The sequence below is a fragment of the Flavobacterium covae genome, assembly GCF_001534645.1.
In the GTDB taxonomy this organism is placed as follows: Bacteria; Bacteroidota; Bacteroidia; order Flavobacteriales; family Flavobacteriaceae; genus Flavobacterium; species Flavobacterium covae.
Genome location: NZ_CP013992.1, coordinates 251790 through 266355, shown reverse-complemented (window position 1 = coordinate 266355; position 14566 = coordinate 251790). Strand labels below are relative to the sequence as shown.

Genomic DNA, 14566 nt, shown 5'->3' with positions numbered 1-14566 from the left:
AGTAAAAAGATCTACTTATGATTAATTTGTGATTGAAAAACAAAATAAGCCCTTTTAGAAGCTATTTCTTCTGCTTTCTTTTTAGAAGTAGCGCGAGCCTTGGTTATGACTTCTCCGTTTAAGTGTAATTTTACCGCAAAATATTTTACATTTCCAGCAGCATTATCATCATACGTTTCATAATGAAATGTTTTTTTCTCTTTTTGACACCACTCAATGAAAAGGCTTTTGTAACTTATTACTTTTCCTTCTAATCGATCAATATCTACATAAGGTTTTATAATTTTTTTTTGGATGAATTCTTCACAACATTCAAATCCTTTGTCCAGATATATTGCCCCAATAAAAGCTTCAAAAATATTTCCGTGTACATTTTCTCCAAAATGCTGTGCTGAAACTTTGGTTTCAACAAAATCAATTAGTTTAAAATCTTTTCCTAATTCATTCAAATGATCTCGCGAAACAATTTTAGAACGCATTTTAGTTAAGTATCCCTCGTCACCATTAGGAACTTTACTAAATAGATGAGCTGCTATTACAGAACCCAACATAGCATCTCCTAAAAATTCAAGTCGTTCATAATTTATTGGGTATCCCTTTTCATCTGTTTTATTCATAGATCTATGAGTAAAAGCACGACGATAATGTTCTATATTATCAGGTTTAAAACCTAAAATATAAGTCATTTTTTTAAAAAAAATCCCGTCTTCAGGATTCTGAAAACGGTTTTTTTTAAATATTCTATTAATAATTCTCATAAGATAGAATTACTCTACTTTTTTAAATAAAACACACGCATTATGACCTCCAAAACCAAAAGTATTACTCATAGCCACTTTTATATCCCGTTTTTGAGCTTTATTTAAAGTAAGGTTTAGGTTTGGATCAATATTTTCATCTACTACTGTATGGTTAATTGTAGGAGGAATAATACCATTTTTAATTGCTAAAATAGAAGCTATCGCTTCAATAGCTCCTGCAGCACCTAATAAGTGCCCTGTCATAGATTTAGTTGAATTAATATTAATGTTTTTAGCGTATTGCCCAAAAACAGAACTGATTGCTTTTAATTCAGCTACATCTCCAAGAGGAGTAGAAGTACCATGCGTATTAATATGATCTACATCTTCTGGTCTTAAACCTGCATCTTGTAATGTATTATTCATTACCGCTATAACGCCAATTCCTTCTGGATGAGGAGCTGTTAAGTGATACGCATCCGAAGACATTCCGCATCCTCCTACTTCACAGTAAATTTTTGCACCACGCGCCTTTGCATGTTCATATTCTTCTAATACCAATGCTCCTGCTCCTTCTCCTAACACAAATCCGTCACGAGTAGCATCAAAAGGTCTAGAAGCTGTCTCAGGACTTTCATTTCTTGTTGATAATGCCTGCATTGAATTGAAACCTCCCATACCTGCAATAGTAACAGCTGCTTCAGATCCTCCTGAAACGATTACATCACACATACCTAAACGAATGTAATTGAAAGCATCAACTAAAGCGTTAGCTGAAGAGGCGCAAGCAGAAACTGTGGTATAGTTAGGCCCCATAAATCCATTACGCATAGAGATATGTCCTGGAGCAATATCAGCAATCATTTTAGGGATAAAGAAAGGATTAAAACGCGGCGTACCGTCTCCTTTGGCATAACTAAGTACTTCTTCTTGAAAAGTTTCTAGTCCTCCAATTCCCGCTCCCCAAATAACTCCAACACGATATTTATTAATTTTATCTAATTCTAAACCAGAGTCTTTAATGGCTTCATCACTTGCTACAATGGCATATTGAGCAAATTTATCCATTCTTCTAGCTTCTTTTCTATCAATAAACTCCTCTACTTTAAAGTTTTTTACTTCACAAGCAAATTTTGTTTTGTGTTTTTCTGTGTCATAATAAGTAATGGGAGCCGCACCGCTTCTTCCATTAATTAGACCTTCCCAGTATTCTTGAAGGTTATTTCCAATAGGAGTTAAAGCTCCTAATCCGGTTACTACTACTCGCTTTAATTGCATAGTTTAGCTGGTTTTGTTTTAATATAAAAAACCCCAAAGCACTTTTAATAATAACTAAAAGAAACAATGGGTATTACAGAATATGCTATATGATTGTAATACAATCAATGTTTGTACAAATCTAAAAAAGATTTTGATAAAGACAGTAAAAAATAAGAACATCTGTAAGCTTTTTTACTTACAGATGCCATTATTTATTATTTTTTAGCTTCTTCGATGTAAGAGATAGCTTGACCTACAGTAGCAATGTTTTCAGCTTGGTCATCTGGAATTTGAATATCAAATTCTTTTTCGAATTCCATGATTAGCTCAACAGTGTCTAATGAATCAGCTCCTAAATCGTTAGTGAAGCTTGCTTCAGAAACTACTTCGTTCTCGTCAACACCTAACTTGTCCACGATAATCGCTTTTACTCTTGATGCAATGTCTGACATAATCTTTAATTTTAAATTTTAATTAGTTGGCAAAAATAAAAAAATAATTTAATTCCTCCTTTTTTGTTTCATAAATCTAGTCACGAAATTATAAAATTAATTTTACAAAGAAGATTGTTTTTCATTATTTCTCATGAATTATTCTTTTTTTTGCATTTTTAAATGCTTTTATTTTTCTGAAAGCATATTTTTACTACGATAACAACACTTACAAAATCATGAAAAAAATTGCAATATTTGCTTCTGGCTCAGGATCTAATGCTGAAAAAATCATCTTGTATTTTAAAAATAGTTCTAAAATAAATGTGGTACAAGTTTATTCAAACAATCCAAAAGCCAAAGTCTTAGACCGAGCTAAAAATCATAAAATCCCAACTTCTATTTTTACCAAAGAAGAGCTAAACACAGGATTTGTTCTAAAAGAATTAAAAGAATTAAAGCCTGATTTAATTGTATTAGCTGGCTTTTTATTAAAATTTCCCGAGAACATTATCAATGCTTACCCAAATCAAGTTATTAATATACATCCTGCTCTTTTACCTAAGTATGGAGGCAAAGGAATGTACGGAATGAACGTGCACGAAGCTGTTTTAAAAAATAAAGAAAAAGAAACGGGTATTACAATTCATTATGTAAATGAACATTATGATGAAGGAGCTATTATTGCACAATATTCTACAAATATAGAAAATTACGAAAACGCAGAAAAAATAGCCATGGCGGTTCATTTATTAGAGCATACTTATTTCTCCGTTGAAATAGAAAAACTTTTAAATTTTTAACTCATAAAACACATACAAATGCCATACCAAGTTCATATTTATACTGATGGAGCTGCAAAAGGAAACCCTGGTCCTGGAGGGTACGGGGTAGTTATGGAACTTGTAGGAACACTCTATAAGAAAGAATTTTTTGAAGGGTTTCGCCTAACCACTAATAACCGAATGGAGTTATTGGCAGCTATCGTAGGACTTGAAAAATTAAAACAGCCTAACATGAAAGTTTTAATAATTTCGGATTCTAAATATGTGGTAGATGCAGTAGAAAAAAAATGGGTAATTGGTTGGGAAAAAACAGGTTTTAAAGGAAAGAAAAACCCAGATTTGTGGCAACGTTTTTTAAAAATCTACCGTCAGCATCAGGTAGATTTTCAATGGGTTAAAGGACATAATAATCACCCACAAAACGAGCGTTGTGATCAATTAGCTGTTATGGCATCACAACTAAAAGCACTTTCAGTCGATCTTTTTTATGAAGAAGAAAACGATAAATAATTTTAATAAACTCATAAATTACTAATCAAAAGTCCGAAAGCATTCATATCAAGCAAATTGATTATAAAACAATAAAAAAGAAAGCACTAGTCTATTTTATTTAAATTAATTTTAGTCTCACTTAATTAAATTATTTTTTTTTAACACATTATTAAATCAATTTATTTAAGCAATAACGAGATATAATATTGATAAAAATTCAATATAGATTATCTCTGTGATTTATAGAGATAATCTATATTTCTATGGGTTTTAAAAGAATTTATTAAATATTTTTCAAAAAACAAAGAAGATCAAGATATACGGAATTTTTGTTTCACAGACATAGTTTTTATTGCTTTGAGGAAAAATGACTGTTTTTTTACGATCTAAAGTTATTTTTATCCGTAGCAAATTTTTACCACGAGATTTGAGTTGATGCTAAAACTTAATATTATTCTTTAATTTCTAATCCGGAATGAGAAATAGTCCGTTCAACTTTTTTATAAAGTTTTCAACTGGTAGCCAATATGCTTATATAAAAAAAGCCCCATAAGGAGCCAGTAATAAAATTTTTAAGATATTATTATTTTCCAAATACTTTTTTGTTAAAAACAATCAATATACCTACTCCAGTAGAGATCGCAATATCTGCTACATTAAAGATCGCATTGAAAAAGGTGAAGTACTTACCTCCAAAAACAGGCAACCATGATGGTAATTCACCTTGCCAAATAGGAAAATAAAACATATCAACAACTTTCCCATACAACCAAGTTCCATAAGGCTTATCTGAAAAAGTTGTTGCCAATTGTCCTTCACTATGATCAAAAATAACACCATAAAAAACAGAGTCTAATATATTACCAAAAGCACCTGCTAAAATTAGCGAAATGGCTACAATTAATAAACTAGACGCTTTTTCTTTTACAGACTGCCACAACCAATAACCAATTCCAAATACTGCAAAAATCCTAAAAGTTGTAAGAATTAATTTACCATAGATACCAGGTAGCTCAACCCCCCACGCCATTCCTTCATTTTCTACAAAAAGGAATTTAAACCATTTAGCTATAACAACTTCTTCATGCAACATGAAGTTTGTTTTTACATATATTTTTGATATTTGATCTATTAATAAAACTAGGAAAACTATTAAATAGGCTTTTTTTAGATTCATTTTTAAATTTTTGATGAGCAAAAATAAGGAATATTGTAATATAATTTAAGGAAACTTAAATAAGATAAAAAACGCTCCTTTTTCAAGAGCGTTTTGCAAATTGTTTTCTCTATTTTATTTTTGCGAATTTTTAGCTTCGATACTCATCGTAGCATGTGGAACTAATTTTAAGCGTTCTTTTGCAATTAATTTACCCGTTACTTTACAAATTCCATAGGTTTTATTTTCAATGCGAATTAAGGCATTTTTCAAATCTCTTATGAATTTTTCTTGACGGGTAGCCAGTTGGGAGTTAGCTTCTTTGCTCATAGTTTCGCTTCCTTCTTCAAATGCTTTGAATGTAGGAGAGGTATCATCAGTACCATTATTCAAATCATTTAAATAAGCACTTTTTATAAGTTCTAGGTCGGCTTTGGCCTTTTCTAATTTAGTCTGGATTAACTCCTTAAATTCCGCTAAATCTGAATCCGAATATCTAATTTGTTCTTCCACCATAATTTAATGCGTTTTTTGGTTAATATCTAGTTTAGTTTGTTTTTTATAAACGTTGTTTATTTTGTTATATAAATTTTTGTTTTGAGATTATCAAATTCAATTTCTGTGCCGTTTTCTATATTTTCAGCAAAGATCAATTGTTCTGTTAAGGTTTCTGTTTGAATGTATTCTAAATTATCTGTTACAGCACGTTCTATTTCATTTTGAGTCATCATTGTAACTTTAATTTTATCGGTTACTTCAAAGCCAGAATCTTTACGAATATTTTGAATACGATTAACCAATTCACGCGCAATTCCTTCTTTTTTTAATTCATCTGAAATAGTGATATCTAAAGCAACTGTAATTCCTCCTGCATTTGCTACCAACCAACCTTCAATATCTTGAGATGTAATTTCTACATCTTGAATTGTCAAAGTAGTAGTATTTCCAGAAACAGCAACGTTTATTTCTCCTTTTCTTTCAATTTCTGCAATTTGTTCTTGTGAAAAACCTTGAATTTCTTTTGCAACTGCCCCCATATCTTTTCCAAAACGAGGTCCTAATGCTTTAAAATTAGGCTTGATTTGCTTTACTAAAATACCTGAAGCATCATCAAGTAATTCAATTTCTTTTACATTTACTTCTGCCTTAATCAAATCAGACACTGCTTCGATTTCTGTACGTTGTACTTCGTCTAACACAGGTATCATTACTTTTTGAAGCGGCTGACGTACTTTTATCATTTCTTTTTTACGTAAAGACAATACTAAAGAAGAAACGGTTTGCGCTTTCAACATCTTGCTTTCTAGCGATTTATCAACACAGTTTTCAAGGTAAACTGGGAAGTTAGCAAGGTGTACGCTATCAAAAGTTTCTTTTTGAGTCGCTGCATTTAAATCTTTATACAAGCGGTCCATAAAGAACGGTGCAATAGGCGCTGCTAATTTAGCTACTGTTTCTAAACAAGTATATAAAGTTTGGTACGCCGCGATTTTATCTGTTCCGTAATCACCTTTCCAGAATCTACGACGACATAAACGTACATACCAGTTACTTAAATTTTCCTGAACAAAATCAGAAATCACACGAGCCGCTTTCGTTGGTTCGTAATCTGCATAAGCTTCATCAACCGTTTGAATTAGCGTATGCAATTCCGATAAAATCCAACGATCAATTTCTGGTCTTTCTTCCAAAGGTATTTCTGTTTCTTTGTAAGCAAATCCATCAATGTTAGCATATAACGCAAAGAATGAATAGGTATTGTATAATGTTCCGAAAAACTTACGACGTACTTCTGCTACTCCTTCAATATCAAATTTCAGGTTATCCCAAGGATTTGCATTGGAAATCATATACCAACGCGTCGCATCAGGACCATATTCTTTTAAAGTTTCAAATGGGTCTACAGCATTTCCTAGACGTTTCGACATTTTTTGTCCGTTTTTGTCTAATACCAATCCGTTAGAAACTACATTTTTATAAGCTACTTTATCAAAAACCAAAGTTCCGATAGCATGTAACGTATAGAACCATCCACGTGTTTGGTCAACTCCTTCTGCAATAAAATCAGCGGGGAAGGATTGGTTTCCGTCTATCAATTCTTTGTTTTCAAATGGATAATGCCATTGTGCATAAGGCATTGCACCTGAATCGAACCATACATCAATTAAATCTGTTTCGCGATTCATTGGTTTACCAGATGGAGAAACTAAAACGATAGTATCTACTACATTTTTATGTAAGTCAACTAAGTCGTAATTGGTTTCTTCCATATTTCCTATTTGAAAACCTTTGTATGGATTTTCCGTCATTACGCCAGCTGATACTGCTTTTTCAATTTCATTGAACAACTCTTCCACTGAGCCTATGCAGATTTCCTCTGTTTTGTCTTCCGTTCTCCAGATAGGCAATGGAATTCCCCAATAACGCGAACGTGAAAGATTCCAGTCGTTAGCATTTTTCAACCAATTTCCAAAACGTCCTTCACCCGTAGCTTTTGGCTTCCAGTTGATGGTTTCGTTTAAGTCAAACATTCTTTCTTTCACCTCCGTTACTTTGATAAACCAAGAGTCTAATGGATAGTATAAAATGGGTTTATCAGTTCTCCAACAATGTGGGTAACTGTGAACATATTTTTCTACTTTGAAGGCTTTGTTTTGCTCTTTTAATAAAATTGCGATTTCTACATCTACGGATTTTTCAGGGGCTTCGCCTTCGTTGTAATATTCATTTTTAACGTATTTACCACCGAATTCTCCTAATTGTGCTACAAATTTACCTTGTAAATCCACTAAAGGAACTGGATTTCCGTTTTCGTCTAACACCAACATCGGTGGTACTTCAGGAGTTGCTTCTTTTGCTACTTTAGCATCATCAGCACCAAAGGTAGGTGCCGTATGCACGATACCTGTACCATCTTCGGTAGTAACGAAATCACCTGCAATTACTCGGAACGCGTTTTCAGGCGTTTGGTATGGTAATGCCCAAGGCAATAATTGTTCGTATTTGATTCCAACTAAATCTGTACCTTTACATTCCTCTAAAATTTGGTAAGGGATTAGCCCCCTAGCCCCCGAAGGGGGAACATGTAGAAACTTATCTTCTAACTCTTTAAATTCATCATTAGTTTCTACCGACTTATATTTTTTATCAAATTGTTTTGAAACCAAGTTTTTAGCTAATATCACATTAACTGGTTCAAACGTGTATTGATTGAAGGTTTTTACTAAAACATAATCAATTTTAGGACCAACGGTAAGAGCAGTATTACTTGGTAACGTCCAAGGCGTAGTCGTCCAAGCTAGGAAGAAGACCCCCTCCAACTCCCCCGAAGGAGGAGAGATGCGAAACGCTTTAGCCACACTGTTGGCTCCCTCTCCTTCGGAGAGGGCTGGGGTGAGGCTCTTGAATTGCGCTACTATCGTAGTATCAGTTACATCACGGTACGAACCTGGTTGGTTTACTTCGTGGGAAGATAATCCTGTTCCTGCTTTTGGTGAATACGGCTGAATCGTGTAGCCTTTGTATAATAAATCTTTAGTATAGATTTGTTTTAGCAACCACCAAACTGATTCCATGTATTTGGATTTATAGGTTACATACGGGTCTTCCATATCTACCCAATACCCCATTTTTTCAGTAAGGTCATTCCAAACATCGGTATAACGCATCACGGTACGTTTACATGCTTCGTTGTATTCAGTTACCGTAATGGTTTTTCCAATATCTTCTTTGGTGATACCTAATTCTTTTTCGGTCCCCAATTCTACAGGAAGTCCGTGCGTATCCCAACCCGCTTTACGCTTTACTTGGAACCCTTTTTGAGTTTTATAACGACAAAAAATATCCTTAATCGCACGTGCCATTACGTGATGAATACCCGGTAAACCGTTTGCTGAAGGAGGTCCTTCAAAAAACACATACGGGGTAGCTCCGTCACGTGAAGTTACCGATTGTTCAAAGACATTGTTTTTTTTCCAAAAATCAAGTACTTCAGAGGCCACTGTTGGCAAGTTAAGTCCTTTGTATTCGTTGAAATTCATATCGTTATATTCTATTAAAAATCAATCGGCGAATGTAATGATTTATAAATCAATAGCAAAAAAAAAAGACATATTTAATACAACAAATAAAATAATTATTAGTCTAAAAAATTAAAAAAAAATGTATTTTTACGTTCATCCTTAATGAGCTCCTAAATGATGAAAAAAAATATACCCTTTTTTCTTTGGTTGTGCACAATCATTTCCTACGCTCAATCAAACGTTGGGATTAACACCACAACTCCTACCGAAACGTTAGATATTAATGGTGATCTAAGAATAGAGAACTTACCTGATGGAAATAATGCGAATACTTATTCAAAAACATTGGTAACTAATAGCTCCAATACGGTACTAACGGATGGAGGAGCCTATACTGACGGGCATGTTTTTTTAGATGTTTTATCTACTTTAGCGGTATATTATTGGAATACGACAAGTACGGCAGGTTTTGATATGATTACACAAAATTTTACTACTATAAAACCCAATCAAGTTGTTGACGTTAATTTAGACCTTCCTTTTAGAATATCTGCGTTTGCATCAACTACTCCACCTGGGCACAACGGAACACCTTTAATTTTTAGCGCGGATACTCGTGTTGTAAAGACTTTTATTTACCTAAATGGGGGCTCTTATACCAATAAATTAATTGCAGCAAAAACTCAATATCTAAGTGGAAGTTTCAAAGAAACTGGAATTTATGGTACTAATTTGAGTTCTCAGATTTCATTACCTACACTGGGTACATATACAATTACGGTTCGTGTAGAGACTAATTGTATTAACGGATCTTCATTTAGAATAAACTATAATCCTACTACTGTGGGAAAAACAAATTATTTAAAACTAACCTCAGTAAATTAAGAGACATGAAAAATATTATAAAAACAATTATTATTTTGGTTTCTAATTTTTCGATAGCACAAGTTGGAATTGGAACAGACACACCAACAGCAACTTTAGATGTTAATGGAACGACGAGGATTAGAACTTTAAATGATGGTTCTAACAGCACTACCTATCCTTATTTTGTCGTAGCAGATGCACTAGGAAATCTGGCAAAAGCAGACAGACCATCTAAATTATTCACTTCCTTAGAACCTTCTTTTACTTTGGATACGAATATAACAAGCGATACACAAACTACTAACACTTTGTATAGTGCTACTGTAACTACAAGTGTGGCTAATCAGGTATTACAAATCAGTTGTTTAATTCCTTATCGTCTTTGTGATAACACCATTACAAGCAACCCACCTGCTTATCATGCTTCTACTAGAGTTCTAACCTATGAATGTATTTTAAATACTGGGAGCGACAATACAATTGCACATGAAACTGTTTTTTTTAGTGGAGGAAATCGTTTGAAGGAAACTCATTACTCCAACTTATCAGGAAATATTACAGTTACCACACCTGGCACCTATACCTTACGAATAAATATAAAAGCCGACGCTCCAAGTGGTGCAGGTTATCGGATTGAGCATAATATTAGTGGTACTACAGCCAGGGTTTTTATTTATTCTAGTAATTAAATATTGTCAGACATGGTAAAACTCTTTTAAAACCTCTAATGAATAAGGCTTTTTGAAATTTTCTATATGTAAGGCATAAAAATCTAAAAGAACTTCTAAAAGCCTTTGACGTTTTAAATAATCTAATTTAAAATTGGCAGTATCATCAAAACTTGAAGACATAAAAAGTTTTAAAATCTGAGAGATTTCCTCATCTATAACAGAAGAAGTAGCTTCTAAAACAAAACAACCTTCATTCAAATCAAAAAAGGGAAAATCAGCATTCGTTAGATCTGGATAAAAACCTAAAAATTTAGTTAATTCTATTAAAAAGTTAAGATGAAAATTGACTGCATGATCATGGGTATCCAACCATGTCATGGCAGTTTCTAAAAATAAATAAAGGGATTCGTTTTTTTCTTCTTCTTTAATTACATAATGCAAAATTTCGGATAAAAATAAGGCAATAGTACTTTTAACAACATCAAAAGGGATAGTATGATAAGGAACTGCTACTTTAACTTCTTTAAAATATTTCAACCCTCCTTTGTTTTTATGATTAACCTCAATTTCAAGAATAGTTAGAGGTTGAAAGTACGCAATACGTTGACTATTTTTTTTGTTAGAAAAAGCAGAAGGTACAAAATAAGAAACTACACCTTGACTTTGTGTAAAACATTTTACTATCAGGGATTTTTCTTGATAGCGAATAGTGCTTAAAACGATTGCTTTAGTTTTTGTTAGCATAAAATCATTTACGGTTTAAAAAACGTTTTTCAATTAAATGCCATGAAAAATAGGCAATTATATAGGTTAATAAAATCATTATTAAACTTACAAAGAAAGGATTGTATTTTTTAAAATATTCAAAATATACAAACAGTTGTATTATGGGAAAATGATAGAGATAGATGCCATACGTATAATCAGCTTTTGAACTAAAGTTATTAAAAAAAGGAAGCGAATAAGCAAAAAACAACACTGTAACACCTAACACAAAAGGAAAAAAGAGGTCCATATTCAAACCATATATTTGAACTAAAAATAAAAACCACGCTCCTGTTAGAAACTTCCACTTGTTTTTAATAAAAAAATTAAAGTTGAGATAAATATAGATGCCAATAATAAAATAAGCTAATTTTCCTGGGAGTTGTTTTTCAAATAATGGTAAATGAAACAATTCTAACATTACATAAGAATATAAAATAGAAGCTAGGTAAAAAAAGGCTAAGACTTTGTTTTTATTTTTAAATTTGTTGATTAAATAGAATAAGATAGGTAATATAATATAAAAACCTTCTTCTATTTTCATAGTCCACAGAGAGCCATTTATAAAAGGAATCGGATTTTCAGCAAATACACCTGGAAGACAGGGTTCTATGAAATTTAAAAAAAATAGATTCCAAAAAAAATAACGACACGTCATCTTATCACTAAAATAATCTTGATAAGAAAGAGTGGAAAGAGCCGATAAAATTATTACAGAAAGAATTATTACTGTAATGTATGCTGGTAAAATACGTTTTGCCCTTTTTAGAAAATACATTTTTAAATTGGGGGTATTTACTAGGCTTTTAGTGACTAAAAAGCCACTTAGGACAAAAAAACCACTAACCGCTAAATTGGATTTACAAAAACAACTTAAAAAATACAATGATTTATCCTTTGTTAGCTCTGCTAAATGAGCCAGCATGATTATATTGGCCATTAAAAAACGAAGGAAGTTAATACTATTTTTTCTTAGCATCTATATTTATCGAATAATTAAAAGCTTTTTAACAACGGTTTCTTCTCCTTCTTGATCTGAAACTAACACTACATAAACACCTGATGATACTTTCGTTTTAGCAAAAGACAGGGTATCCCACTCAATAGTACCTCCTTGTGAAATGTTTTCAAAAACTAGATTCCCTTCTATATCCGTAATTTTAACATTACTTTTATCTTTTAATCCTGTAATTTTAACCATTCCTTTATGTTCTGGTCTATAGGGATTAGGATAAATATAGGTGTTTGAATAATCTTTAGCACCTACAGTAGCTAAACTTTGATATGAAACAGTCCCATTATTAGTTGCAAAATAGACTTTACCTGTTGTTTGATCTATTTCAATATCATCTATTATATTACTAGGTAAAGGTGAATTTTCTTTTGTAAAATGTAATTTTGTTTGTTGTCCATCTGGGGAAATTAAAAAAACACCTGATTCTTCAACCGAAACCCATTTATTATTTGCTCCATCTACTTCTATATCTAAAATATTAGATTGATAAAAAAGTTCTTGAGCCGTACCGTCTTCCAATAAAATAATTGGTTTTGTATCTAAGTTAGTATCTGTCAAAAAAGAATTAGTATTTGATAAATAACGCAAACCATTAAAGGTACCAATCCATAATTGATTATTGTTGTCGAGGGCTAAAGAGCGAATATCGTTATCTGGTAGGCTTCCTTTTCCTTTAACATTATTAATAATTATATTTTTATTTAATTTTTCATTAAATCCTATTACTCCTGTTTTTAGTGTTCCTAACCATTTAGTCCCATTTTTATCAATTTTCATTGAAGAAAAATTTTCTTCTTTAGGGTTTACAGAAATATTTTTGAATGAATAGTCTTTCCAATTATTATTTTTATCAAGGCTAAAGAGTGCATTTTCTGCTCTACTACTCGTGATCCATAAGTTTCCATTCAAATCAAAGTTAGGTGTATTTACAAGAAGGACGTTAGCAATTAATTCATCTTTTAGTGGAGTATTTTCTTTATTATATAATTTAGTGGGAGTAAGATTATCTAATTTTAGTAATCCGCTAAAAAAGGAACCTACAAATACTTCGTTTTTATTTTTGGGATTAAAAGCAATACTTGAAAGAGCTCTTGCTTCTAATAGATCTTTATATGGCAGGTTTATCCATTTTTCATTAGAATAAACACTAAGTCCAGATTTACTAGGTCCTCCACAACAATACCCATAAGGATTATATTGTCTGTTATACCCTCCAAAAACACCCCAAAGTATATCGTTAGTTGCTTTAATTCTAAAAAAACGATTTTTTTCTGGGCAACTTGGTGTTAAGTTAATGACAACCTGAGGATTATTTAAATCCATCGAATACAAACCATTACTTTCTGTTCCTATATAAATTTTATTATTTTTAAAAGATGAGTTTGTAAAAAATGATTGAAATTGATCTCTCCAAATTAATTGTTGTATCACAATGCCATTTTCATCAAAAATATCAATATAGTTAGATGACGTTATAATTAATTTATCTTCATTGTAATTAATATCTTTCGGACTTTGTAAAACGGAGGTTATATAGGAAAGCGAATTATTTGATTTCAACTCATGTATGGCTCCCGTCTCTGATAATAAAATATTTTTTGTTTTAGTAGATTTTAAACCAAACCAACTCCCTGGTTGTACCATAGTCCATTGATTAAAATCGATCAAAAAAGGATTACTCAACTTGGCTGCATAAAGTCCATTTGATTTTACAATTGCGTAAATGGTATCATGAATTATAGTTGTTCTAACAATGTCTTGCTCTGTTCCTCCTGCGCCTATAAAAAATGTATCTCCAAATTGGGAATGATCCATATCTAAAACAGTGATACCGTATCCTGTTGATATGTATATTTTGTTTTTGTATTCTTCAAAATGATTGATTCTTTTTTTACTTGCTAAAATATTAGATTTTTCTTCTATTCCTTTTAAATAAAACATAGAACCATCTGTTTCATTAACAATAATAACCAACCCAGTTGAATGCCCTACAATGGTTTTATTATAAGTTGGACTATAATGAATTTGTGTGATAGGATCTCCTGAAAGGCCTTCTATTGTTGATTTTTTCTCATTTTGATTTGTATCTAAATTAGACAAAAAATAGGCATTATCAGCAGCTATTAGTATTTTATTATCTACTAATTCAAGATCTTTAACTGCATTATAGGAATAATAGCCTTGCCAAGGGTTGAGTTCTTGAGCAAAAACGCAAGAAAAGTTTAAGAGTATAAATAAAAATGCAGTACAATTTTTCATGTCTTTCTGATTTCTTGCAACAAATATACTCTAAAAACAAGTTTATTTTTGTATAAATAAAAAAGGCACTTGAAAACAAGTGCCTTAAAATTATATATAATTT

At 31.8% G+C, this 14566-nt stretch carries 13 protein-coding genes; 4 read left to right on the top strand and 9 right to left on the bottom strand.

The window, feature by feature from the left end:
• Positions 1-11: 11 nt before the first annotated feature.
• The 3 genes from rnc to AWN65_RS01125 form a co-directional block, all read right to left on the bottom strand.
• Complete coding sequence (rnc, locus tag AWN65_RS01135; protein WP_060381483.1) at positions 12-758, bottom strand: ribonuclease III; 747 nt, start codon at positions 756-758, stop codon at positions 12-14.
• Between the two features lie 9 nt (positions 759-767).
• Complete coding sequence (fabF, locus tag AWN65_RS01130; protein ID WP_060381482.1) at positions 768-2018, bottom strand: beta-ketoacyl-ACP synthase II; 1251 nt, start codon at positions 2016-2018, stop codon at positions 768-770.
• A 197-nt stretch (positions 2019-2215) separates the two neighbouring features.
• Positions 2216-2452, bottom strand: a complete 237-nt coding sequence (locus AWN65_RS01125) for an acyl carrier protein (protein ID WP_014166687.1) — start codon at positions 2450-2452, stop codon at positions 2216-2218.
• A gap of 218 nt (positions 2453-2670) precedes the next feature.
• On the opposite strand from AWN65_RS01125, the gene purN reads away from it, so the two are divergent.
• Together purN and rnhA are read left to right on the top strand one after the other, a co-directional pair.
• A complete protein-coding gene (purN, locus tag AWN65_RS01120; protein WP_060381481.1) occupies positions 2671-3234 on the top strand; it encodes a phosphoribosylglycinamide formyltransferase in 564 nt (187 codons plus the stop codon).
• Positions 3235-3252: 18 nt separating this feature from the next.
• Positions 3253-3726 carry a ribonuclease HI gene (rnhA, locus tag AWN65_RS01115; protein WP_060381480.1) on the top strand — a complete coding sequence of 158 codons (474 nt, stop codon included), beginning with the start codon at positions 3253-3255 and terminating at the stop codon, positions 3724-3726.
• 565 nt (positions 3727-4291) lie between these two features.
• Here the strand turns inward: rnhA and AWN65_RS01110 are convergent.
• The 3 genes from AWN65_RS01110 to ileS all read right to left on the bottom strand — a co-directional run bounded on the left by AWN65_RS01110 (position 4292) and on the right by ileS (position 8904).
• Positions 4292-4885, bottom strand: a complete 594-nt coding sequence (locus tag AWN65_RS01110) for a lipoprotein signal peptidase (RefSeq protein ID WP_060381479.1) — start codon at positions 4883-4885, stop codon at positions 4292-4294.
• Between the two features lie 114 nt (positions 4886-4999).
• Complete coding sequence (locus AWN65_RS01105; protein ID WP_060381478.1) at positions 5000-5380, bottom strand: TraR/DksA family transcriptional regulator; 381 nt, start codon at positions 5378-5380, stop codon at positions 5000-5002.
• 56 nt (positions 5381-5436) lie between these two features.
• A complete protein-coding gene (gene ileS / locus AWN65_RS01100; protein ID WP_060381477.1) occupies positions 5437-8904 on the bottom strand; it encodes an isoleucine--tRNA ligase in 3468 nt (1155 codons plus the stop codon).
• 156 nt (positions 8905-9060) lie between these two features.
• Here ileS and AWN65_RS01095 point away from each other — a divergent pair, with 156 nt between their 5' ends.
• Positions 9061-9771, top strand: coding sequence for a hypothetical protein (locus AWN65_RS01095; protein WP_088466442.1), 711 nt, complete (start codon positions 9061-9063; stop codon positions 9769-9771).
• 5 nt (positions 9772-9776) lie between these two features.
• Positions 9777-10442, top strand: a complete 666-nt coding sequence (locus tag AWN65_RS01090; protein ID WP_060381475.1) for a hypothetical protein — start codon at positions 9777-9779, stop codon at positions 10440-10442.
• Positions 10443-10448: 6 nt separating this feature from the next.
• Here AWN65_RS01090 and recO read toward each other — a convergent pair whose 3' ends face one another.
• From recO to porZ, 3 genes are read right to left on the bottom strand one after another with little or no spacing between them, the layout of a single operon-like run.
• On the bottom strand, positions 10449-11168 hold the full coding sequence (recO, locus tag AWN65_RS01085; protein WP_060381474.1) for a DNA repair protein RecO: 720 nt from the start codon (positions 11166-11168) through the stop codon (positions 10449-10451).
• Between the two features lie 4 nt (positions 11169-11172).
• The gene (locus AWN65_RS01080; protein WP_081078368.1) at positions 11173-12168 is read right to left on the bottom strand and encodes an acyltransferase family protein; all 996 of its coding nucleotides are present in this window, start codon (positions 12166-12168) and stop codon (positions 11173-11175) included.
• Between the two features lie 6 nt (positions 12169-12174).
• On the bottom strand, positions 12175-14463 hold the full coding sequence (porZ, locus tag AWN65_RS01075; RefSeq protein ID WP_060381472.1) for a type IX secretion system anionic LPS delivery protein PorZ: 2289 nt from the start codon (positions 14461-14463) through the stop codon (positions 12175-12177).
• Between the last annotated feature and the right edge of the window lie 103 nt (positions 14464-14566).

Excerpts from the sequence above, each read along its gene's own strand:
- AWN65_RS01090 (WP_060381475.1), top strand. The coding sequence starts at position 9,777 with ATGAAAAATATTATAAAAACAATTATTATTTTGGTTTCTAATTTTTCG.
- porZ (WP_060381472.1), bottom strand. The coding sequence starts at position 14,463 with ATGAAAAATTGTACTGCATTTTTATTTATACTCTTAAACTTTTCTTGC.
- rnc (WP_060381483.1), bottom strand. The coding sequence starts at position 758 with ATGAGAATTATTAATAGAATATTTAAAAAAAACCGTTTTCAGAATCCT.
- AWN65_RS01080 (WP_081078368.1), bottom strand. The coding sequence starts at position 12,168 with ATGCTAAGAAAAAATAGTATTAACTTCCTTCGTTTTTTAATGGCCAAT.
- ileS (WP_060381477.1), bottom strand. The coding sequence starts at position 8,904 with ATGAATTTCAACGAATACAAAGGACTTAACTTGCCAACAGTGGCCTCT.
- fabF (WP_060381482.1), bottom strand. The coding sequence starts at position 2,018 with ATGCAATTAAAGCGAGTAGTAGTAACCGGATTAGGAGCTTTAACTCCT.
- AWN65_RS01105 (WP_060381478.1), bottom strand. The coding sequence starts at position 5,380 with ATGGTGGAAGAACAAATTAGATATTCGGATTCAGATTTAGCGGAATTT.
- AWN65_RS01125 (WP_014166687.1), bottom strand. The coding sequence starts at position 2,452 with ATGTCAGACATTGCATCAAGAGTAAAAGCGATTATCGTGGACAAGTTA.
- AWN65_RS01110 (WP_060381479.1), bottom strand. The coding sequence starts at position 4,885 with ATGAATCTAAAAAAAGCCTATTTAATAGTTTTCCTAGTTTTATTAATA.
- rnhA (WP_060381480.1), top strand. The coding sequence starts at position 3,253 with ATGCCATACCAAGTTCATATTTATACTGATGGAGCTGCAAAAGGAAAC.
- purN (WP_060381481.1), top strand. The coding sequence starts at position 2,671 with ATGAAAAAAATTGCAATATTTGCTTCTGGCTCAGGATCTAATGCTGAA.
- AWN65_RS01095 (WP_088466442.1), top strand. The coding sequence starts at position 9,061 with ATGATGAAAAAAAATATACCCTTTTTTCTTTGGTTGTGCACAATCATT.
- recO (WP_060381474.1), bottom strand. The coding sequence starts at position 11,168 with ATGCTAACAAAAACTAAAGCAATCGTTTTAAGCACTATTCGCTATCAA.